Consider the following 20,967-nt stretch of genomic DNA (forward strand, 5'->3'; position numbering starts at 1 on the left):
GGTTTCGATGCCTCGCCGGTGCGGCCTGGCCTCGATGCCTCGCCGGTGTGGCCGGGCTTCGGCTCAGCGTCGCTGGGACGGAACTGCAACACCCTCACGTCGATGCGGGGCTTCGACGCCTCGTCGGCGTTGCCGGGCCTCGATGCCTCGCCGGTGCGACCGGGCTTCGGCGCCTCGTCGGTGGCGCCGGGTTTCGATGCCTCGCCGGTGCGGCCTGGCCTCGATGCCTCGCCGGTGTGGCCGGGCTTCGGCTCAGCGTCGCTGGGACGGAACTGCAACACCCTCTCGACGATGCGGGGCTTCGACGCCTCGTCGGCGTTGCCGCGGTTCGGCGCGTCCTCAGTGGCACGGGACGTCAGCGCCTCGGCTGCGTTGCGGGGCTTCAGCGCGTCCTCGGCGGAACGTGACCTCAGGGCGTTCTCATCGGCACGGGGCTTCGATGTCTCCTCAGTGGGGCGCGGTCTCGGCGTGTCCTCGGTGTTGCGGGGCTTCGGCGTGAGGGGACGTGCCCCCGTGCCCGCGTCGGCGCCCTTCCCACGCGCCGGCCCAACCCCGTCCGCGCTCCCGTCCGTCACGCGCGCGTGCTTCTCACCCTCCACGCGCGCGTGCTTCTCGTCCGTCACGCACGTGTGCTGCACCCGCTGCGCGTCCTCGCCCACCCCCTCGCCCCCGCTCTCACCCGGCATCGTGGGCGGCCGTTCCGGCTCCGCACTCGCGTCCTCCACGCGCGCGTGCCGCCCACCGTCCCCGCCCGCGATGGCAGTGCCGGCGTGAGTGCCGGCGGCCGGGGCGGCGGCAGCACCGGCGTCGCCGTACGGGCCGTCACCGGATGCGCCGTCCGACGGACGGCACTCCCCGGTGCCCCTGTCGCCGCCGTCCGAGAGTTGGCCCTCCCCAGGGCCCCCCTCGCCGTCCCCCGTGGGGCCCTGGCTACCCAGTCCCGCCGGGGACGCGCTGCGCGACCCCGCGAGGGACGGGCCACCCCGCCCCGTCGAACCGTCACCAGGCTCGCCACTCTCGCTACGCCCGCCGGGCCCGACGGCCTCCGAGCCCGTGCGGCCACCCCGCTGCATTGGCCCGGTTCCCGTGTGGTTGCCCCCCTCGATGGGACCTGCGCCCGCTTGGTCGCCCCGCTCGATGGGACCAGGCCCCATGTGGTCGCCCCGCTCCATGGGCGCCGCCGCCGGCCCCGTGTGGTCGCCGCGCTCCTGGGGTCCGGGCCCCTCGTGGTGGCCGTGCGTCATGCGCCCCATGTGGTCGGTGTGATCCGTGTGGTCCTGGTCAGTGACGGCGGTCACCGGTCACCTCTCCTTCTGCAGTACCGACAGCGCGGCGATGAGTTCGGCCTGGGGCTCCGGATGGACGTCCAGGGCGTCGAGCGGGGCGAGGCGCCGCTCGCGTTCGGCGAGCATGACGCGGTCCACGTACTCGTGGAGCAGGCGTCCGCCCCGGTCACGCAACCGCAGCGCGCCGTGCGCGCCGAGCCGCTCGGCGAGCCCCTCGCTCGCGTTGCGCGCCCGGCGCCCGCCCAGCAGCGCGGTGGCGACCAGGGCGGCGACGACCTCGGAGTCCGGTGCGGCCGTACGGTCCAGTTCCCGTACCTCGTCCTCGGCGTACTCCTCCAGCTCACGCCGCCAGCGCCGTACGGCAATGCCGATGCGGTGCTCGGCCCTCTCCAAGGAGGTGGCGTGATCGGCGAGGCCCGGGGCGGCCCCGGCGGGCTCGCGCCGCCAGACCTCGTCGACACGCTCGTCGGCGGCGGTGACGGAGCACAGCAGCAGCGCGGCCAGGCTCTCCACGAGGGCGTCGAGCAGCTCGCCGGCGGTGCAGTCCAGGGGGAAGGCCCGCCAGCGCTTGAGGGCGTCCCCAGCGAGGACGGCGCCGGACTGGAGACGGCCGCGTACGCGCGCGTGCTCGCTGTCGTAGGCGGAGTCCACGGCCGCGGTGAGCCGGAGGCCAGCCGCGTACTGGGCGGCCGCGGCGCTGGCCAGCTCGGACATACGGGACTTGAGCGAGTCGAGGACACCCTGCGCCGTGCGGGCAATGACGTTCTGCCGGGCGGTGGGGTCCTGGGCGTGGTGGACGAGCCAGGTCCGCAGGGCTGCGACGGCGGTGCCGGGCAGCAGACCGGCGCCCCAGGCGGATTCGGGCAGCTCGGGCACGGTGAAGCGCGGTACGTCGCCGAGCCCGGCCTTGGTGAGCAGCGCGCCGTACTGCCGGGAGACCTCGGAGACGACCTGGTGGGGGACCCGGTCCAGGACGGTGACGAGGGTGACGTCGTATTCCTTGGCGGTGCGCAGCAGGTGCCAGGGGACGGCGTCGGCGTAGCGGGCGGCCGTGGTGACCATGATCCAGATGTCGGCGGCGCAGATCAGTTCGGCGGCGACGACGCGGTTGTCGGCGACCAGGGAGTCGATGTCGGGGGCGTCGAGAAGGGCGATCCCGCGCGGAAGGGTGTCGGCGGTCTCGATGCGCAGCACGCGCCCGTGATCCTCGCCGGGCACCAGGAGGTCGTCGACAGGGTCTTGGTGGGGCGTCCACACGCGCGTGAGCGTGGGGAGCACGCGCATCGCGCTGAACCAGTGATGATCCTCCGGATGGCAGACAAGGACCGGGGTCCGGGTCGTCGGCCGCAGCACACCCGCCTCGCTCACCCGTCGGCCGACGAGGGAGTTGACGAGCGTCGACTTGCCCGCGCCGGTGGAGCCGCCGATGACGGCCAGCAACGGCGCCTCGGGCTCTCGTAGCCGGGGCAGGAGATAGTCGTCGAGCTGTGCCAGGAGTTCGTCACGGTTTGCACGCGCGCGTGGGGCCCCGGCCAAGGGCAGCGGAAAGCGTGCGGCGGCGACACGGTCGCGCAGAGCGGAGAGCGTGTCGAGCAGCTGAGGCCGTACGTCCAAGGTCACCACATGCGAAGAATGCCCAATTTTAGGGGAATTCTGAAGCATATAGATATGTCTGCGTGCCGACGGGACAGATCGGACGGAAGGGGCGACCAGGACACGGGCACAGTCCAGGCATAACGAGTGCACAACACCCGGTGCGTCGGAGGCCAAAACCGGTGCACGATTCGTACCTGCCTGCGATTATCAGGACCGCTTCACCGAACCTCCACATCGAGCCACGGAGGCGAAGCGACAGGGTCAAGGAACGGGGAGCCCTATCCTTGTCCCCGGCGACGTCACGGATCAGCCCACCCCAGGGCACCAGGTACGGAGCCACCCCACCAGGCCCCCGTAGCTCAGTGGATAGAGCAGGCGCCTTCTAAGCGCTTGGCCGCAGGTTCGAGTCCTGCCGGGGGCGCTTGTCTTCGCCCTCCCGTTTGGGAGGGCTTTTTGCAGGTCAGAGCAGATGTCCGTGGGTACGACGAAGCCCCGGACGCCCTCTTCATGATCAAGGGTCCGGTCCGGGGCTGTACGGCTGTCACCGGGCTTTCGCGGGTGGCCGTGTCGAATACGTGTCGAAGTTCTCGACCGGGGGACGATCAGCCAGCGCCTGGCACCTCCGTCTCCGGAAGGTCACCCGCGGCTTCCAGCCGCCGCTTCAGGTCCGGCAGCTGCCCGTCGACGCGCCGGGCGTACGTCGCCAGCAGCACGGCAACGCTGTTCCCGGCCCACTCGGCCACCTGAGCGGGCGGGATCCCGTCGTTGAGCCACTTCGTCAGGCGCGTGTTCCGGTTGTCGTACACGCGCCGTCCGGTGGGTGACTCGAAGACGTGCGGGGGCAGTACGGCCTTCCGTGCGCTGCGCCACGCCCGGCGGATGACGGAGCCGGCGAGGATGCCGCCGGACTCACCCTGGAAGAGCAGATCACCCGGCTGGAGCTGTTCGTCCTCGATGTGCTGCCGCAGGATGCGCGTGAGGGCCGGGTGCCCCGGCACCGTGCGCGTCTCGCCCTCCGCGCGGCCTTTCAGGTCGCGTTGCTCGTGGATCTCCCCCGTGTCGGTCCACTGCTTCCCGACCTCCGGAGTCGCCGTGTGGATCAGCAACTCGCACCACTGGTCGTCGGCGTCGGGTTCGGGCAGGGTCACGTCCTCGACGCGCATGGCTACGGCTTCCTCGGGCCGGGGGCCGCAGTAGTACAGCGTGGCGAAGAAGGCGTGGAGCCGCTGACCGCCGCGCGGCCGGCGCCGGATCCATTCGAGGATCGCCGCGGCTTGCTCGGGGTTCAGCAAGGACCGTTTGTCCACGGCGTTCGTGGTCTTCGTGGCGGCGGTCGCGTCCTTGCCCTTGGGCAGGGGGTTGGCCCGCAGGATGCGCCGCCGGATCGCGTACTTCATGGCGACGTTGAGGATCCGGCGGTTGCGTTTCCGGGACCAGGCCGCCGCCTGCTTGCCGTCGAGGCGCGTGTCGATGGCCTGCAGGACCTGGTCGACCTTCTCCGGGTCCTCCCAGACCGAGACCGGAAGGGAATTCCGCTCGACCCACTTCAGGATGGCCACCACGTCTCGGGGCGCGTCCAGGCGTCGGTTCGTGTTGAACGCCCACTCACGCAGCGCGGTGCGTACGGCCGCAGGGGCGAACTGGGTGGGCTTGGCCCGCAGCAGCGCGATGGTGGTCGCCGTCATGGTCTTGGCGATGTTCTTGCGGCTGTTGCCGCCGAGTTGAGACCAGCGGGCATCTATGTACTCGACGGCGAACTTGTACCAGCTCATGGCAGCCGACTTGGAGCGATGAGACACCGGGAGACCTGTGGCGACGACGAAGGCCTCGCCTTTGCCCGTGGCCCGGATGAGTTCGGAGCGGAACCCTTCGGCGAGCGCGACGGTGTTGAAGGGCTCGCGCCAGCGCTTGTCCGCCACCGTCCAGCGCACGGTGTACGTGGTCTTCCGGGCGCCGTTGTAGGTGAGGATCTTGTAGATCTTCACGTCGTACGTAGTCTCCATCAGGCGGCGTCCTCGCAGTCGTCGAGCCAGTGATCGAGGTCGCTCCGCCGGATCCGGAGATCGTCGTTCGGGAGCTTGATGCAGCGCGGCGCGCGGCGCTTGGCCCGCCAGTCGTAGAAGGTCGAGCGGGAGATGGCCAGTTCCTCGCAGACCTCCGCGAGGGTGAGCATGGTGCGTCGTGACCGGATGGCCGTGGTCATTCCGTGCTCCGTTCGTTCAGGAGGGCGTCGCGGGCGGTCTCGCGGTTGGTCTGGAGGTCGCGGGCGATGGTCGCGGCGAGGGCGGCCTCGCCCGGGGTGTGGCCGTGGCCGGCGTACTGCCAGTCCGCCAGGACGAGGACGGTGTCCGGCTCGCGGTCGTCGAGGCCGAGGACGGATGCCTCCTGGGCGGCGCGGTAGTCGGCGCGCTCCTGGCGCAGGGCGCCGAGGGTGGTGGAGTAGGTGCGCGACTTGGACGAGAAGTGTCCGCGGAAGCCGAGCATGTGGGCCCAGGCCCAGAGACGCCGGTCCGGGTAGAGGCTGTCCAAGTCGCGGCAGGCGGTGATGAGGCGCCGGGTGTGGTCGGGGACCTAGTGGCGGTCGAGTTCGGCGAGTTCGCCGATACGGCGGTCCAGGGTGCCGGTGTTCTCGGCGGCCTTGGTGGCGTACTTGGCCACGTACGAGGCGACGGCCTGTTCGGTGATGTCGGAACCGTCACCGAAGGCCTTGACCGGGCGGACATCGAGCTGTCGGCCCCAGCCGAAGGTACGGGCGGGTTCGTCACCGGCAGCCGGGACCGATACGGACGTGTACGAGTGCGCTGCGGCGGCACGTACAGCGTCTGTTAGGAGGTCGACCGTGGCCCAGGCGGGCGGGGGTGTCCCGGGCCCCTCCGGGCCGTCGACGCGTACGACGGCGTGGAAGTGCAGGGCGCCGCGCTTCTGGAACTCGGCGACCTTGCCGTACGAGAGGCGAAGGTGTTCGGCGAGTTCACGGCGGGGCAGGCCGGCGCGGGCGGCGAGTTCGCGGCGGAGTCGCGTGGTGAAGCGCTGCCAGAGCTGACCGGCGTGGTTGTTGAACAGCACGGCGCCCGCGTAGTCGTAGCTGTCCGGGTCGAGGGCGGTGCCCAGCTCCGGAGCATCGGGCGCGTGCGGGGTGCCGCAGCGGCAGGTGCCGTGATCGGGACGGTTGTGGACCGGGCCGAACGAGGGGGCCGTGAGGGTGGCGAAGACGCGCGGGTGATCGCGGACGGTGGCGGGGATGTCGCGGCGGTCGGGGTCAACTACCGCCGCTGCCTGGTTCACCTCTGGTTCTGCGAACACGAACAGCCACCACCGGAGGACCCCGACACGGTGCGGATCCGCGCCTACGACCTACGCTCCAACGCCCAAGAGGCACTGTTTCGGGTACAGATGCTTACCGAAGACGAGACGCTGAGCCAGGCCGCGGAGGACGTGCTCGCAGACGTTACCGCGCTGTCCAAGACACACAGCAGAACAGAACTCGACGATGCCAGGGTACGGACCCGTGACGACATCAGCCGACTGATCAGGGAAGCCAAGCAACACCTCTGAGGCACTTGCAGACGGGCCGGTTCGTAGAGCCCCACGCCGACAGCGACCGCACCACAAGCACACCAGATCGAGCGGGGAACAGCGGGGAATCACGGTGAAGGCAGCCGGGCCCGCAAAGGCCGCGGGCAGGCTGTTCGAGCAGGTCAGCGCACCCAACAGGCCCCCGATGCCCGCAGCTTCCCAAGCTGATGGTGCGAGGCGGGAGATACCGAAGGGCCCGGTGGTGTGGACGTCCGCCCGACCTGGGGGCGGCGGAACGGGCGAAGCCCCCTGCCGCGTGTGCGACAGGGGACTCCGATGTTGGGGTGTGGATTCAGACAGTACGGCGGTAGCGCAGGCACCGGAGGAGGGTCACTGCGGCCGCGAAAGCGAATCCGGTCGGGACCTGCGGTTGCAGGTGGATTGCGGTGCCGAGGGTGGCCACGTTGATCCAGTCCTGGAGCTGGGGGCGGCGGTACTCGATCCGCAGAGGTTTCCACATCTGTGCTTCCATGTGCCTGTCCTTGTTTTGCTCTCGCTGGGGCATTGCACGCGGACACTGCGGGGATCGCCCATGCCGGGGCGGTCCCCGTCCGCGTTTCCGTAGACGGTATGTGCCACGAGGTGGGGTTGATGTGGTCAACGTCAGCCGTCAGCCACGGACTCAACTGCGTTCCCCAGCAGGGCTTTTGCCGCTCTCCAAGTTTTCTGTAGGTGAGGCTACAGACGCCTGACCTGCGGCTTTTTCTTAGCCATCTGCGCAGATGGCCATGGATGATCATCTTTCGGTTCGAAGTTGGCTCGTTCTCGCCTGTGCGTAACGTCATGGACCAGCGAGCGACGGCGGCCAGGTCGCGCCAGCAGCCGCCCATCCTGCTCCTAATGCGGTGCGCACGCGATGTTGCCGCCGCCAGTGACGGCAGCGCTGACGGCAACGACGGCAGACGACAGCGGCACTCGACAGGCCGACACGGCGATCTCAAGGGAGGAGCCGACCGCCTCACCAAGGTGTGCCCGCATCTTCTAAGAGGTCGCCATCGGCCGTTGCCGACTGCTGTCGAGCGGCCTCGCACGGCCCGCAGACGGCCCGCCACGGAACGGAGGAGCATCCCTTCACCTGAACACCGGGATGATCGGGGCAACACCTGGCTGGGCTTACACCAAGGATCGCGCCAACGTTCGCGCTCGCCGGCGTGGCCATCGGTGCCTTCCTCGCTCCCTGGGGCACCGAGACTTCGCTCGGCACTTTCGCCGACACGTGGATGCGAGTGAGTTGGGCCCCGGTCCCGGAAGGCAGCCGACTTCAACGCCCAGCCTGGATAGGAGGAGTGGAGCGCCTGGCAGAGGCGATGCGTGAACTGCGTCGGGAGCTGGCCGCTCCAAGGGCTGTCCCCTGATCCCGGCGGGTGCGCGACGCCGGCTACGGCACTCGCCGCGTTGTCGGGCGTCCCCTTCGGCGCGAGGGCTCATGGCCCATTACGCCGGCCCGCGGATCGGGCAGGTTCGTGAGCGCGCTCCGCTGTTCCGTCACCCGTCACGGGTGTCACCGTGCGCTGACGCGTCGACCGTCGGTCAAGAACGTAAATAAGCGCACCATAAGATGGCGCTTCCCCAACTCGTATGTATGTAAGGAAACAGATGGGCAGACAGATACGGCGCTTGGCGGCACTCGGTGCCCCTCTCGCCCTCGGTGCGGCACTGCTCGCTCCGGCCACCGCTCAGGCGGAGACCGTCGTCTCCGGAAACTACTCGGCGGTGTTCAACTACCCCACGCCCACGACGTACGACTCCTCGATCAACACCTCGGTCGGCGACCTGATCGATCTCGCGGCGCCCAACTCGACGCTCTACATGGGCATGTACTGGTTCAACAGCTCGGATCTGCGGGCGAAGCTCACCGCCGCCCAGAGCCGCGGCGTCACGCTGCGCATCATCTCGGAGTCGGCGAACCGGGGCAGCAGCAACCTGGACGGTCTGACGCTGACGGGCAACTCCAGCCTCACCTGGTGCTCCCGCGGCTGCCTGGGCAACGGCTCGGGCGACACGAATGCGATCGACCACGACAAGTACATCGTGTTCGACGCGCTCACCGACGGACGCAAGAACGTCGTCTGGCAGAGTTCGCAGAACCTCGCGGGCGGCCAGGACGGCGAGATCAACAACGCGGTCGTCGTGTCCAACAACGCGACCCTCGCCTCCCGGTACCGCGCGCACTTCAACGACCAGATCAAGCATGCCGGCGACAGCCTGCACACAACGTACGACTACACCACGGGCGACCCGAGCTCTCCCGTCGAGGCGTTCTTCTTCCCCCGTGATACCGCCTCGGACGCCACCCACTACGGCAACGCCGACATCCTCGCCTCGTTCATCGACAAGGTCGACTGCTCGATCGACGGAAAGATCAGGATCTCGGCGGCCGAGCTCGACCAGCGGACCACCCGCCCGGGTGTCTACGACGCCCTGCAGGCGAAGCGGTCCCAGGGGTGCAGCGTCGACGCGAACGTCCGCGATCTCAGCAACGGCGGCGGCAACGACGGCGTCAACGACCTGACCGCCCTCGACATCGCGGCCTACGGCAACCGCCCCGGCGGGTGCCGCTACAAGTCCTCAGCGACCGCCTCCTGCAACCACGGCACCACCCACTCCAAGTACCTGCTGACGGAGTGGACGAAGGCCGACGGCACCAAGGTCCAGCACGTGTACACGGGCTCCCACAACTGGACCTCGGGCTCGCTGAAGACGAACGACGAGACGCTGCTGCGTATCGACGACCCGACGGTCTACCAGGCCTACGTCGCCAACTTCAACAAGGTGCACTCGGGTGCGGTCGACATCGACGCCTCGAAGTACGGCTCGACGTCCCAGCACTACTCGCGGGTCAACGTGCAGGCCGGCGGCGACCAGCACTACAGCGCCATCGCCTCCGGCGGCACCTCGTCCGTCTACACCGCGGTGGTGTACGAGCAGGGCGACCGGCACGACTCCTCGGACATCGAGCTGGGCACCGACGTGTACATCCGCATGTACAAGGACGGCGTCGCGCTGTGGAACGAGAAGCTGCTGAGCAACAGCGGCACCGCCGGCAACACGACGTGGTCGCACCAGAAGCCCGACGTCGGCGTGGACGACCAGGGCAACGCGATCGTCGCGTGGGCCAAGGACGACGACGGCAACAAGTTCGCCGACATCGCCGTGGTGAAGGTGGCCCCGGACGGCACGGTGACCGCCCTGCCGCGCCCGCACGCCTCCGGTAACGGGGACCAGCTGCGGCCGACGGTCGCGGTGGCCGGCGACGGCTCCTACACCGTCGCCTGGGAGAGCACGGCCGACGGCTCCACGCTCAACCAGATCTACGCGAGCAGCTGGTCCGGGACCCGTACGCTGCGCTACCAGGACGTCCAGGTCAGCACGATCAACTCGGGTGCAGCCGGGTCGAACCGCCGCCCCGACGCGGCGATCGACGACGCCGGGAACACCGCGATCGTCTGGGAGGAGGACGCGGACGGCAACGGCGGCATCAACATCGGTCTCGCGAAGCTGAGCACCTCGGGCGGCTTCGCCGTGGCCCGCAAGGTGGCCAACTCCCTCGCCGACGGGCAGCAGACCGTTCCCGCGGTGGCGTCGACGGGCGACGGCCGGTTCGTCGTGGCGTGGACGGACGAGTACACCACTGGCACCGGCACGCTGGTGCGGCCGCAGCGGATCTACGACCGCGTCTTCTCCGCGACCGGCAGCGCCGCGGCGGCCGAGCAGCGGATCACCGAGGACGGCACCATCAGCGGCCCGTACGTCGACGGCCAGCGGCCGATCTCAGACCAGGACGTCGCCGATGTCGCGGTCGCCGACGACGGCAGCTTCGTGGTCACGTGGAAGGAGGCCTTCGACGTGAACATCGGCGGGACCCTGTACGCGGGCAAGGACGACGTGTGGGCCCGCGGCTTCAACGCCGACGGCACGACGACCGGCAGGCTCCCCGCCTACCGGATGAACGTGGTGACCGGCGGCGGCCAGGGCGGTCCGGCCGTGACCCTGGCCTCGACCGGCCGCCTCGCGCTGACGTACTCGGACGACTACGACGGCAACGGATTCAACGAGATGCGGCTGCGGGACGCGTTCAGCAACTCCTGAGGCTCAGGGCGTGCCATCACTCCTGAGTCCCGCGCGGTATGAACGCCCAAGGGCGGCACCCCCTGCCAGGGGTGCCGCCCTTGGTACTGCGCTCCCCCTCGTCCTGGCCCCCTACAGCGATCGGCCGGTACGACCTCGTCGACCAGGCCCCATACGACAGCTGGCTCTACGGCCGCCGACCCACATGACGGCTCCGACGGTCCGACGAGATCACACGGCCACTCGGACGCGGGCCTGACGCTCCGCGTGCATGCCCACTCTGATGCCGTCGAGCCAGGAGCGCGGCACGGGCGCCGGCCGGGCTGGAGCGGGGCGGAGACAGAAGCGCAGGCCCGGCCGGGGGCCGGGCCGCGCGCGGCGAGCGGGGCGAGCCGACTTGAACCAGTAGAGAATCAAGCTGAGCCGTAGCAAGCCCGTGTTCGCCCCGCCCAAGGGCGGGAAGCTGCGGGACGTGCCCCTCCCCGGTCCGGTCACCGATGCCGACGTCCCTCAACGAGGAGGTGTGGAAGCGCGCGCTGGCCTCGGCCGGTGTGATCGCCGACCGGAAGCCGGGCGAGTCGTACGCCGAGTCCCGCGAGAACGGCATGCACGCCCTCCGTCACTTCTACGCGTCGGTGCTCCTGGATGCAGGAGAGAACATCAAGGCTCTCGCCGAGTACCTCGGCCACTCGGACCCTGGCCTGACGCTCCGCGTATACGCGCACCTCATGCCGTCCAGCCAGGAGCGCACTCGTAAGGCAGTATTGGCGGCTTTCTTCGGTACTCATGTCAGGACCGGGCTGGGGCGTCACACCCGACGGGAGCAGCCGCAGCAGGAACTCGGCAAGGATGCCGGGCGGGGCCAGGGGGGCAATCGAAAGAGGGCGGCGTGTTCCCGTTCGGGATCTCCCTGTGCGTCCAAGGGAGCGCAGTGCCAGCCGTCCGTCATCCGGCCAGACCACGACCGTTCCGTATGTCCACGGTCCTCCGGCGAGCACGGGTTCGCCTTCCGTCCACTAAGCGCCTGGTCGAGGACGGGTGAGTGTCTAACTGCGTGACAACGCCGACGCACAGCGGCGAACGACGGCGGACGACTGCGGACCGTCGCAGCAGGTGAGAGGCACGCCGGCCCAAGGTCGAGGGGGCACCCAAGTTGCTTCGGGACGAAGAGGTCATCGCTCAAGGCCGCCCAACCACGCTTTCGCCGGAACGGCTTACTCTGGCGGACATCGCCAGACAGCGTGACTAAGGCTCGGTGGTGGGTGCCCTGCACACGCGCGCCTGATCGGTTGGCGCACCCGTCAACCCCTGTCCTGCGTTCTCCTGGCTAGAGGAACATCGAGCACTCTTCGCAGGTGCCGTCTCCAAGCTCCTCTACACGTCCGCGGACTCTGCGACCCTCGTCGGTCAACCAGTCGTACGTGTAAATGTTTGTCCTGCTCTCAAAAGCCAACTGATCACGCGTTCTGCGCTGCGCTATCGTCATTTCAGACCGTCTGCCAATTATGACCAGTCCGTTGGCCCAGTCGCCGATCTCGACAAGCCCCAGGCTTTCCTTCCCGGTTCCACGCGGCCTCTGAGCATAGTCAGTGTTTGCGCGTAGCCATCGCCGCCATTCGGTGATCTGGTCGAGTCCTTCTCGAAGCTTTTCTGCGGGTCGATTGGCGTTCTTTTCGCTCGCCATGAAGAGTGGAGCTCTGGGGCTCTCCAGCTCGACGAGGGTCCAGTTCAGTTGGTAGCTGTCGAGTCTGGCCACCAGGAAATCAGGTACGTAAGCATCACCCAGTCTCACCTGGGGGCGAATCCATCTGCAGCTTCCTCCCATCTGCTGGATCAGCATCCAGGGGTTCTCTTCCAGGAACTTCTGGATCGGTTTCTCATCCTCGGCAGCTGACAGAACCTCTTCGTACTTCGTGAAGGTCTCTGGATCGAAGTGCCCCGCCCACTTGCACACATGTACGAATCCTGTTGCAGTCAGTTGCTCGTGAACTGACAGGGTGTATGCGTCCCAATCATCCATACCGGGATACTGCCTTGTGGGGGCGGCTGGAGGGACCTCTTTGGTGGATCCGAGGGCCCCGCTGCCGAGGGTGGCGATGGAGAAGGGTGAGCCAGGAGGGCGCCGAATCCGCTGCATAGCACGGCTCCGCCGCGGCTAGGTTCCTCGGCTCGCGACCGTGGACTACCCGTGGACTCGTTCCGCCGGATCTGCGACGTGTAAGGCCGTGACCAGCCTCGTTATGCAGGAGCCAAGCGGCCTCCGGAGCCGTTGCGGGTTCGGGCGTCACACAGAGAGAACGGGGAGAAGCGCCCGGGCTCGTATCCGGGTGCCTCTCCCCGCCAGGATGGAACGGAAGTGTCGCCGTCGGCAGGCGCTAAACGCAGCCGCCCGCTTCAGGAGCGATGAAGGTCGCTTGCCGCCAGGAGGTGACCCCGACTGGTCGCAACGCGGTGCACATCACGCAAAGCACCCGTCAGTTCCCGCGCCAATCGACGCAGTTCCTCCGGGTCCGCGTTCTCATCGTCGAGGGTTTCCGAGGCCTGCTCCAGCAGCTCGGCAGCCGTGCCCAGTTGCACCGTTTCGATGTCGTCCGCCAGGCGGGACATGTAGCCGGCCTTGTCGTCGGTGTCCAAGTAGCAGGGCTTCCCCTCCGGCCCCGACCACGGAAGGAGTTGCAGTTCGTTCGGTGCCGTCATCGTTGGGTGCCCTTCTCATCGGTCACGTCGTGGGTGGTGAAGACCGCGTCGACGCGATCCCCTGGGAACACGAGCAGCGCGGCCTCGACGACTCGACCGGTGGAGTCGGTCGCGACCCGTGTGATCGCGAGGGCTGCCGCCGTTGGGCCGATCCGGAGGGCGGATGCCTCGTCCGGTGTCGGTGGACGAGCACATACCGTCTCCCGGACAGTTGCTGGTGCCGAGCCGAGGACGGCGAATCGCGTGGCCGTGTCCCGCCACGAGGAGTCGTCGCCCAGCACGCCGGCCGGTGCCAGGTCGCGCGGGATGTAGATGCGGGCCAGACCGTGTGGTGAGTCTCCCTCATGGCTGATGCAGAAGAACTCAGCAAGAGGGCTGCCCGTCGGCACCCTTAGCAAGGTCGTCAGATGGCCGTCTGCCTGCACGGTGGTGGTGCGAACAGTGACGCGCATGGCCGCTTCAGCGGCGGTCCATGGATCCAGCGTTCCCCACCCCCCGACGTACACGATCTTGCGGAGGGAGCGGCGGACGAAGTTGCCTTTTCCGTGAATCTTCTTGACAAGACCTTCGCCTTGGAGGACTGCGAGCGCACTTCGCAGTGTTGCCGTACTGACCTCGTATCGGTCGGCGAGGTCTGCCTCGGATGGCAGGCGTTCACCTGGTTTGACTGCGCCGGTTGTGATCTGGCGCCGGAGATCGTCGGCGATGTCGTGATGGCGTGAAGGCACGGACCGGGTCACCGCCTTCTCAGCACGCGAACGGCAGCGAGCCGGGTTCGCGTGTGTATGGTCAGCAGCTCGCCCGACTCGAAGAGGAGTCGTTTGGCGCCTTGAGGAAGTTGGATGAGGTCCATAACCCGGCACGCTCTGCCGCCCAGTTGAATGACGTCACCACGCTGCACGGTGGTCGCCGTGACCTCGACCGTGGAAACCAGCGCGCCGCCCGGTGCCCAGCTGCTCACCGCTGCACCTCCCTGGGCTTTGAGTGGCCCGGGATCGAGTGACACGGGCACGCGCACGTCTCATAGACAACCGGCAGGTCGATCGGCGCGGAGACGGGAGAGGACTCCGTGCAGAGCGGGTGTGTGCCGATACGGCAGGCGGTCGACCGGTAGGGGACGGCCGAGGCGTCGGTGACGCGAAGCTGTTGGCGTGGAGACATCAGCGGCCCCCCGCCAGGGTCGACCAGGCTTCAGCCGGCAGATGGGAAGCGACGAGCACCGCCCGTGGCCGTACTCGTTCCTCCCAGGCCCGCACGTGGGGGCGGACGAGTGCGTTGTCCTCCCCTGCGAGCGGGAGTCGATGGTCGGCGATGTCAGAAACCCGGCCCAGTGGCCGCCTCGACGCCTCGGCGGACGCCGGGCAGGCAGGGGCGACCGTCGGCCGGGAGGTCGTTAAGGGACGGCGGCGCCTGCCCTTGGAGGCGTACCGCGCTCTGGTGAGTGAGACGGCACGGCGGATACGGTGGAGCACGCTGCTCAGCTCCTATCGCTGATGGCTCGGTCCCCCGACATCGCCCGTCGCGGGGACCGCTTTGTGTACGACCGCCCAGAGGGTGCGGCCGTTCAGGCTGGTGGCGAGGAGTCCGAACCGATCGGCCTCGGCCACCACTTCCAGGGCCTCCCGCCATAAGTCAGCGGAGGGCGCTTCCGGTATCTCCGCTTCAACCGACGTGTAGCGGTCGTGCTCCTCCACGCGCGCGGGGAGCCCGACGGCGGACAGCCGGGCGGCGATGGCCGCCACGCGAGATCCCGAAGCGGGCACAGGGCAGCCTCCGTCAGCCGGCGATCACTTTCAGTGAAGCTAGTGGACTAGATTAGAGCTAGTGGACTAGATTTTCCATATGCCTGAGCAGCCGCCCTATCTCCGCATCGCCGACGAACTCCGGCGCCGGATCGCGGAGCACGTATGGGAGCCCGGGGACCGTCTGCCGTCCCGCGCCCAGATCGGCCAGGAGTACGGGGTCGGCGAGAACGTGGTCCGCCGGGCTCAGGAGCTGCTGATTTCCCAGGGTGTGCTGGAGGGCCGCGCCGGTTCGGGCACGTACGTCGCCGAGCCCCGACAACGGGTGCGGGTGGTCCGTTCGTCCGCGCGTGAGCGGCCCGACGGGTCTCCGTTCCGGGCGGACATGAAGGCTGTAGGCAGGCAAGGGGACTGGGAGAGCCGGACTGAGGCCAAGGTGCCGGCTCCGGCGGACATCGCAGCGCGGCTCGGCATTGCCGAGGGTGACCTGTGTGTTCGGACGACGTACGAGTTCCTGGCCAACGGCAGGCCCGTGCAGCTGTCGACGAGTTGGGAGCCGTACGACCTCACCGCCGGCACTCTCGTTGTCCTCCCGGAAGGGGGGCCGCACGCCGGGGCAGGGGTCGTGAACCGCATGGCCGCTATCGGTGTCACCGTCAGCCACGCCGTGGAGCAGCCTGAGCCGAGGCAGGCGACCGCCGAGGAGGCGTCACTCCTGGGCATCCCGAAGGCCGCGCTCGTCACGCACATTCGGCGGACGTACTACAGCGACGAGGGACGGCCCGTGGAGACGGCGGACATCGTGGTGCCCGCTGCTCACTGCGAGATCGTCTACGAGATTCCGATCAATTGATGACGGTTCTGGGCCGTTGCGCTCCCAGTGACTATCCATCACACCTCCCGTACCCCTGTGGCTCCGTCACGATTTCGCGCACGAGGGCCGGAGTCAGTGCCCGAGTGGTCGCGTCCACGCGTTCGGCCCTGCCGATCGATATGAGTCCCAGCGTGGTCCAGGACAGTCCGGTAAGGCAGTACCAACTGTGGTACCGACGCCCAGCCTCGCTACAGCTACAGTGCGCGCCACGAGGGGGGAAGTCAGCCTCGTATACGAGGCCTTTTGTGATCTTGATGCCTCGATCCGGTCTCTACCGGATACTTGGCCGCCGCCAGTCGAATGCGTGTCGAAGGCTGGTCCATATGACGCCGAGCACGGGAAGAGGAGCAGGTCAGCAAGGGTGCGATACGCAACCCGCTAAGCGCCTTCTAAGCGCTTGGCCGCAGGTTCGAGTCCTGCCGGGGGCGCCCAGCCTCAGCCCTCCCATCGGGAGGGCTTTTTGCTGGTCAGGGTGGGTGCAGGTCTACGCAGAAGAGCGCCGGATCGCTCCTGGTGGTCGCGGGGAGGGTCCGGCGCTGTCCGGCTGTCACCGGTTTTCTGCGGGTGGCCGCGGTGAATACGCGGAGAAGTTCTCCGGGCACCTTCAGGCCGTTCAGGCAGGGCGGAGAGGCAACCGCGAGCCAGGATCGCTCTCGACGTCCCGAAGCTGCCTCGAGATGCACAGGGCAGCTCCGACCGTGCGGTCACCCGGCGGCCGGCACAGCGTCCTCGCCGAAGGCAGCAACGTCCTGTGGCGCCATGTGCTCACGGAGACGGATGAACCGCACCGGATGCCGCCAGGCCCCCCTTCCTGGGCAGTGTCCACGTCGATCTCCGCGACCAGTGCGGGCTCGACGAGGACGACGTCGAGCGGTGTCCGAGACGCCCACGACGTGGTGAATCGCACGCCCTCCCACGGGTGCCCAGGCCTGGCAGCGGTGAGCCTGCCGGCGACACGCCGGGCCGACTCAGGGCACAGCTGGGTGCCACGGGCGACCAGATGCAAGGCTCCGTCCTGGTCGTAGCGGCCCATCAAGAGGCTTTGCGGGCGGGGCAGGGTACCGGTGATCGCCCCGACGATGCCCTCGGTCGTGTTCCTGCGGCGGATCTTGTACCAACCCCGAACGCCCGGGAGGTATCGCTGGTCCCGCCCGCGGATCACCAGCCCCTCAAGGCCTGGCACCTGCGTCCAGGAGGTTAGCCACTCCTGTGCAGTCCGGACGTCGCTTGTCTCGGGGCACAACGTCCACGGCGTAATCAGCCCATGCTCGCTGAACAGGCCCTCCAGCTTCTCGCGTCGACGTGCGTACGGCTCACGTAGCAACTCCTGACCGTCGGCTTGCAGGACATCAAAGGCGATGAAGTGCGCAGGCAGTTCCTCGGCAAGCCGTGCGGCTGTCCGGCCACTGGAAGCGGCACGGCACTGCAGCGCCTCGAAGGACAGCTGCTCACCATCCCACACGACCAGTTCGCCATCGAGGAGAAGGCCACCGGGCAGACTCCCGGCGGCCTGGCCAAGGTCGGGAAAGCGCCCCTGGATGAAGGCGCCCCGACGGGACTGGAGAATCGTCGAGCCGCGAGCGGAGCTCGGGGTGAAAAGCAGGGCGCGGTAGCCGTCCTTCTCCAGACTTTGCCATGTCTCATGAGCCATAGACCCCTTGATATGGACTGGGGCACCTGTGATCGTCTCGGCTTTGCTGCCCAACAGCGGGGCAGAGGCGGCCACCCCTTCGTCGAGTTCGCGACTGGAGCATTCGCGACGGCCGCGTCAGCGAGTGGACGCCGCGAAACAAACTCACTTCCGTGAACACATAACGCCATGATCTGTACTTATTCTTACTTTCATGGGTTGACGCTCGCCGTGGTGATTCTCTTGCTGGTAGGCGGGGCGGGTGGAAGGAACTGCGGTCGTGAATGGTGGGCAGAGTGGACTTCCCCGGTTGCTGACGGCAGCGGAGACGGCCGCGCCGGTGGATGCGGTGGACGTGATCGCGGAGGACCTGCGGCGGCGTTTCGAGGCTACGAAGGTCTCTTTCCTCATCGTGGACCTGACGGGGAAGGCGGTGGCGCGGCTGTCGACCGCCCCAGCGGAGGACGGGCGGGAGGTGGAGCGGATCCCCTTGTTCGGCAGCGTCTACGAGGAGGTGATCCGTACACAGCGGCTGTATCAGGAGGCGACCGGTCAGGGGCAGCGGCTGATCGTGCCGGTCACCAACCGGGGGGATGCGATCGGGTTGCTGGAGCTGCTCCTGCCTGCCGCACCTGGCGAGGACGTCCTAGATGAGGTCGGGGAAGCCGCCCATGTCCTGGCCTACATCGTGATCGCCAACGGGCGTTTCACCGACTTCTACACCTGGGGGAAACGCTCCAGGCCGCCCACCCTGGCGGCAGAGATCCAGTACCAGCTGCTCCCCCTGTCATTGTCGTGCGAGGCCGCGCAGTTCACACTGTGCGGGAGCCTGGAGCCGTCCGAAGACCTCAGCGGCGACACCTTCGACTACACCCTGGACCGGGACGCGCTGCACGTGTCGGTGACCGATCCCATGGGCCACGACATCGACGCCGCCTTGGCCGCCACAGTATTGGTGAGTGCCCTGCGCGGCGCCCGCCGAGCCGGAGCCGGCCTGGCCGAACAGGCCCACCGCGCCGACCAGGCCCTGGTCGAGCACGGCCAAGGGCACGCCACGGGGCAGCTGCTGCGCATCAATCTCCGCACCGGGCGGGCCCAGCTCGTCAACGCGGGACACCCCTGGCCGCTGCGGATGCGTGAGGGCGCTGTGGAGGTGATTACCTGCGAGGTGGACCATCCCTTCGGGCTGTCCGAGTTCGCGACCCTCCCCTACCGCGTTCAGGACCTCGATCTGCGCCATGGTGACCGTCTGCTCATGTTCACCGACGGCATGGTCGAACGGCACGGGGAGAGGGTCGACCTGCGCGCCCTGCTGGAGCGCACCCGGGGCCTGCACCCGCGGGAGACCGCGTTGATGCTGACGTCCGCAGTCCGTGACGCTGCCGGCGGCCGGCTCGAAGACGATGCCACCGTGATGTGCCTGGACTGGCACGGTCCCCAGGAGACCCAACGACACGTCAGCTCCGGCGCGGACACCCAACAAGCCTCAGCCGGCCGCACAAAGCAGCAGCCGTGACCACAGTGCTCTCTGGACAGTGCCGGGCTGCCGCTGAGTGGCACGCGTCGCGCCTCTTCCTGGAAGCCCGACCTGCCGCCCTTCCCCGGCCGCTGCGGGCGACCCCTGGCCAAGCGGGCAGGGGTCGTGCGTTTGCGTCCCCGTCAGTCGCCGTGGTTCCCCGGAGGATCGGGCACGGAGGGGGTACGACACGGGTTGTCGGCTCGGCTCCTCCAGCCGCCGGGGGCAGGTTCGTCATGTCACACGGAACCTGCGGTCAGCTCGGCAGTCCAGCTGGGGTGCGCCTGTGTCTCATCACGGAGGCGTGGGCATCTGCGTGAAGGTGCACGGTACCGTGAGCGGCTCTGTCGCGGTGCAAACGCCCTGGAATACCGTACCGGTGGCGGTCAGCACGCTGACGTAGACCTGGTTGGCGCGCGTCGCCAGTGTGGCGTCGACAACGTTGGTCGGGCCGCCCACGAACTGCCAGTCGCCCACAGGCTGAGGGGCCGAGGGCGGCGCCTCTCTGACCGTCAGGACGTACACCCGCCCGTTACACACCACCGAGAGGTACTTGTCCGGATCCTGAACTGCCGAGTCGATGTCGAAGCACCCCGTTGGCACCGGCGTGGGCTTCGGGCAGTCGTGGTCGTGGTCGTGGTCGCACCCGCCGGCGTATGCGATGCCTGCGCGGGCGGTCATGCCGTTTGCTGCCCCGGGCTGCTTCGCAGCTTGTGCTGCTCCGGCTCCGACGAACGTCATGACGACTGCGGCGGTCAGCGACGCGGCAACCCTGCACTTCTGTTTCACTCCATGCGCTCCATTCTCTGACGGAAACGGGCGGAAGCCCTGTTTGTCGGGAAAACATATGAATGTATGCCCGGACAACGTCATCCACGCCAAGGCGCGCACAGCTTTCACTCACATGCCGCGAAGCAGGAGTGAAGGAGCGGCCGGCCCGTCGGCCCCGGTCTTCTGGCGTGCAGGATGCCGGCGAGGATGACCCGTGCATTCATCGCCCGGCGGGCCAAGAGCGTGGCGCAGGCGCGTTCATCCGCGTCGGTCAGCCCCGGAAGCGGGAGGTCCAGCGCGTCATGGACCGCGCTCAGTAACGCCATGACCGACTCCGGGAGAGAGGGGACGCGCTGGGGGCTGGTTCGCTCGGTCATGCGCCGACCCCCAGAGGTGAAGGGGAGCGCCGCCGGGCCGGGCCACGGCCACCCGCGAAAACCCGGTGACAGCCGGACAGCCCCGGTGGCACGGGTACGGGTTCCGCCCACACGACCGATGAGTTCCGCCTCGCCGCGTCGTCTGCATGTTGGGAACCCCTTCCGCGCCTGCGGGAGGCCCGAGACGAGATGACAAGGAGTGTGCACACCATGGACCAGGAGAACGTGAGCGCCACCCTGGCTGTCGCCGTGCCCGCCGCGAGGGTGTTCGCGGTGCTCGCGGACCCGACGACCCATGCTGCGATCGACGGCACCGGCTGGGTTCAGGAACCTGTCGACCGGGCGCCACTGACCGAGGTGGGGCAGATTTTCCGGATGGACATGTATCACCCCAACCATCCAAACGGTGACTACCAGGTGGTCAACAAGGTCCAGGTGCTCGACCCGCCCCGCGCCATCGGCTGGCTGACGGGGCAGGAGAAGGGCGACGGTCAACTGGAGTTCGGCGGCTGGATCTGGCGTTACGGCCTTGCGCCGCTCGGTCCGTCCGAGACCGAGGTCACGCTCACCTACGACTGGTCGGCGGTGCCGCGGTTCATCCGGGAGCGGGGCATCCAGTTCCCGCCGTTCGGCCCTGAGCATCTCACCAACTCGCTGCACCACCTGGCCGAGCTTGCCGCACCGACGTCCCGGGCCTGGACGCCCGGCGGCCCCTGACTCTGCCGCCTGCCGCCTGCCGCCTGCCGAATGCGTGTCGAAGGCCGGTCGACGAGACGCCAAGCACGAAAGGAGATGCGCCAGACCCTGCGACAGACGGAACCCGTGAGCAGCCGG

The 20,967-nt window shown here is 68.4% G+C and carries 17 protein-coding genes, 1 tRNA gene and 3 pseudogenes; 7 read left to right on the forward strand and 14 right to left on the reverse strand.

Annotated elements, in window-relative coordinates:
• Positions 1 to 623 (reverse strand): annotated as a pseudogene (locus tag AC07C1_RS18240) (hypothetical protein); the annotation flags it as partial.
• 678 nt (positions 624 to 1,301) lie between these two features.
• Positions 1,302 to 2,909, reverse strand: a complete 1,608-nt coding sequence (locus AC07C1_RS18245) for a dynamin family protein (protein WP_478940113.1) — start codon at positions 2,907 to 2,909, stop codon at positions 1,302 to 1,304.
• Positions 2,910 to 3,230: 321 nt separating this feature from the next.
• Here AC07C1_RS18245 and AC07C1_RS18250 point away from each other — a divergent pair.
• Positions 3,231 to 3,303: transfer RNA gene (locus AC07C1_RS18250), tRNA-Arg, on the forward strand.
• A 181-nt stretch (positions 3,304 to 3,484) separates the two neighbouring features.
• Here AC07C1_RS18250 and AC07C1_RS18255 read toward each other — a convergent pair.
• The 3 genes and pseudogenes from AC07C1_RS18255 to repSA all read right to left on the reverse strand — a co-directional run.
• Positions 3,485 to 4,885 carry a tyrosine-type recombinase/integrase gene (locus AC07C1_RS18255; protein WP_478940115.1) on the reverse strand — a complete coding sequence of 467 codons (1,401 nt, stop codon included), beginning with the start codon at positions 4,883 to 4,885 and terminating at the stop codon, positions 3,485 to 3,487.
• Positions 4,885 to 5,085: a helix-turn-helix transcriptional regulator gene (locus tag AC07C1_RS18260; RefSeq protein WP_478940117.1), complete on the reverse strand. Its 201-nt coding sequence runs from the start codon at positions 5,083 to 5,085 to the stop codon at positions 4,885 to 4,887. The genes AC07C1_RS18255 and AC07C1_RS18260 overlap by 1 nt, the downstream gene beginning before the upstream one ends.
• Positions 5,082 to 6,140, reverse strand: a pseudogene (repSA, locus tag AC07C1_RS18265) (replication initiator protein RepSA); the annotation flags it as partial. The pseudogene repSA and the gene AC07C1_RS18260, both read right to left, overlap by 4 nt.
• A 75-nt stretch (positions 6,141 to 6,215) precedes the next feature.
• Here repSA and AC07C1_RS18270 point away from each other — a divergent pair.
• The gene (locus AC07C1_RS18270; protein WP_478940119.1) at positions 6,216 to 6,437 is read left to right on the forward strand and encodes a hypothetical protein; all 222 of its coding nucleotides are present in this window, start codon (positions 6,216 to 6,218) and stop codon (positions 6,435 to 6,437) included.
• 313 nt (positions 6,438 to 6,750) lie between these two features.
• On the opposite strand, the gene AC07C1_RS18275 is transcribed toward AC07C1_RS18270, so the two are convergent.
• The gene (locus AC07C1_RS18275; protein ID WP_478940120.1) at positions 6,751 to 6,930 is read right to left on the reverse strand and encodes a hypothetical protein; all 180 of its coding nucleotides are present in this window, start codon (positions 6,928 to 6,930) and stop codon (positions 6,751 to 6,753) included.
• A 1,124-nt stretch (positions 6,931 to 8,054) separates the two neighbouring features.
• Between AC07C1_RS18275 and AC07C1_RS18280 the strand changes: the two genes are divergently transcribed.
• The gene (locus AC07C1_RS18280) at positions 8,055 to 10,547 is read left to right on the forward strand and encodes a phospholipase D-like domain-containing protein (RefSeq protein ID WP_478940122.1); all 2,493 of its coding nucleotides are present in this window, start codon (positions 8,055 to 8,057) and stop codon (positions 10,545 to 10,547) included.
• Positions 10,548 to 10,935: 388 nt separating this feature from the next.
• Positions 10,936 to 11,302: pseudogene (locus AC07C1_RS18285) on the forward strand (tyrosine-type recombinase/integrase); the annotation flags it as partial.
• Positions 11,303 to 11,853: 551 nt separating this feature from the next.
• Here AC07C1_RS18285 and AC07C1_RS18290 read toward each other — a convergent pair.
• The 5 genes from AC07C1_RS18290 to AC07C1_RS18310 form a co-directional block, all read right to left on the reverse strand.
• Entirely contained in the window at positions 11,854 to 12,546 is a 693-nt protein-coding gene (locus AC07C1_RS18290; RefSeq protein ID WP_478940124.1) for a Shedu anti-phage system protein SduA domain-containing protein, read from the reverse strand.
• Positions 12,547 to 12,920: 374 nt separating this feature from the next.
• Complete coding sequence (locus tag AC07C1_RS18295) at positions 12,921 to 13,223, reverse strand: hypothetical protein (protein WP_478940126.1); 303 nt, start codon at positions 13,221 to 13,223, stop codon at positions 12,921 to 12,923.
• Entirely contained in the window at positions 13,220 to 13,963 is a 744-nt protein-coding gene (locus AC07C1_RS18300; RefSeq protein WP_478940128.1) for a GntR family transcriptional regulator, read from the reverse strand. The genes AC07C1_RS18295 and AC07C1_RS18300 overlap by 4 nt, the downstream gene beginning before the upstream one ends.
• A complete protein-coding gene (locus tag AC07C1_RS18305; RefSeq protein ID WP_478940129.1) occupies positions 13,960 to 14,184 on the reverse strand; it encodes a hypothetical protein in 225 nt (74 codons plus the stop codon). The genes AC07C1_RS18300 and AC07C1_RS18305 overlap by 4 nt, the downstream gene beginning before the upstream one ends.
• Positions 14,185 to 14,707: 523 nt before the next feature.
• On the reverse strand, positions 14,708 to 14,986 hold the full coding sequence (locus AC07C1_RS18310; RefSeq protein WP_478940131.1) for a hypothetical protein: 279 nt from the start codon (positions 14,984 to 14,986) through the stop codon (positions 14,708 to 14,710).
• Between the two features lie 79 nt (positions 14,987 to 15,065).
• Here AC07C1_RS18310 and AC07C1_RS18315 point away from each other — a divergent pair, with 79 nt between their 5' ends.
• Complete coding sequence (locus AC07C1_RS18315; protein ID WP_478940133.1) at positions 15,066 to 15,818, forward strand: GntR family transcriptional regulator; 753 nt, start codon at positions 15,066 to 15,068, stop codon at positions 15,816 to 15,818.
• Positions 15,819 to 16,452: 634 nt separating this feature from the next.
• On the opposite strand, the gene AC07C1_RS18320 is transcribed toward AC07C1_RS18315, so the two are convergent.
• Positions 16,453 to 17,490, reverse strand: coding sequence for an ATP-dependent DNA ligase (locus tag AC07C1_RS18320; RefSeq protein ID WP_478940134.1), 1,038 nt, complete (start codon positions 17,488 to 17,490; stop codon positions 16,453 to 16,455).
• Positions 17,491 to 17,809: 319 nt separating this feature from the next.
• Here AC07C1_RS18320 and AC07C1_RS18325 point away from each other — a divergent pair, with 319 nt between their 5' ends.
• Positions 17,810 to 18,985: a PP2C family protein-serine/threonine phosphatase gene (locus AC07C1_RS18325; protein WP_478940421.1), complete on the forward strand. Its 1,176-nt coding sequence runs from the start codon at positions 17,810 to 17,812 to the stop codon at positions 18,983 to 18,985.
• A gap of 294 nt (positions 18,986 to 19,279) precedes the next feature.
• Here the strand turns inward: AC07C1_RS18325 and AC07C1_RS18330 are convergent, their stop codons facing one another.
• Both AC07C1_RS18330 and AC07C1_RS18335 read right to left on the reverse strand, forming a co-directional pair.
• On the reverse strand, positions 19,280 to 19,774 hold the full coding sequence (locus AC07C1_RS18330; protein ID WP_478940135.1) for a hypothetical protein: 495 nt from the start codon (positions 19,772 to 19,774) through the stop codon (positions 19,280 to 19,282).
• A 107-nt stretch (positions 19,775 to 19,881) separates the two neighbouring features.
• Positions 19,882 to 20,133, reverse strand: coding sequence for a hypothetical protein (locus tag AC07C1_RS18335; RefSeq protein WP_478940137.1), 252 nt, complete (start codon positions 20,131 to 20,133; stop codon positions 19,882 to 19,884).
• 210 nt (positions 20,134 to 20,343) lie between these two features.
• On the opposite strand from AC07C1_RS18335, the gene AC07C1_RS18340 reads away from it, so the two are divergent.
• Positions 20,344 to 20,850 carry an SRPBCC family protein gene (locus AC07C1_RS18340; protein WP_478940138.1) on the forward strand — a complete coding sequence of 169 codons (507 nt, stop codon included), beginning with the start codon at positions 20,344 to 20,346 and terminating at the stop codon, positions 20,848 to 20,850.
• The last annotated feature ends 117 nt before the right edge of the window (positions 20,851 to 20,967 follow it).

Source organism: Streptomyces sp. NPDC045022 (assembly GCF_056432605.1).

Coding starts and splice junctions, on each gene's coding strand:
- AC07C1_RS18315 (WP_478940133.1), top strand. CDS start 15,066: ATGCCTGAGCAGCCGCCCTATCTCCGCATCGCCGACGAACTCCGGCGC.
- AC07C1_RS18320 (WP_478940134.1), bottom strand. CDS start 17,490: ATGGCTCATGAGACATGGCAAAGTCTGGAGAAGGACGGCTACCGCGCC.
- AC07C1_RS18275 (WP_478940120.1), bottom strand. CDS start 6,930: ATGGAAGCACAGATGTGGAAACCTCTGCGGATCGAGTACCGCCGCCCC.
- AC07C1_RS18255 (WP_478940115.1), bottom strand. CDS start 4,885: ATGGAGACTACGTACGACGTGAAGATCTACAAGATCCTCACCTACAAC.
- AC07C1_RS18295 (WP_478940126.1), bottom strand. CDS start 13,223: ATGACGGCACCGAACGAACTGCAACTCCTTCCGTGGTCGGGGCCGGAG.
- AC07C1_RS18335 (WP_478940137.1), bottom strand. CDS start 20,133: ATGACCGAGCGAACCAGCCCCCAGCGCGTCCCCTCTCTCCCGGAGTCG.
- AC07C1_RS18340 (WP_478940138.1), top strand. CDS start 20,344: ATGGACCAGGAGAACGTGAGCGCCACCCTGGCTGTCGCCGTGCCCGCC.
- AC07C1_RS18290 (WP_478940124.1), bottom strand. CDS start 12,546: ATGGATGATTGGGACGCATACACCCTGTCAGTTCACGAGCAACTGACT.
- AC07C1_RS18260 (WP_478940117.1), bottom strand. CDS start 5,085: ATGACCACGGCCATCCGGTCACGACGCACCATGCTCACCCTCGCGGAG.
- AC07C1_RS18280 (WP_478940122.1), top strand. CDS start 8,055: ATGGGCAGACAGATACGGCGCTTGGCGGCACTCGGTGCCCCTCTCGCC.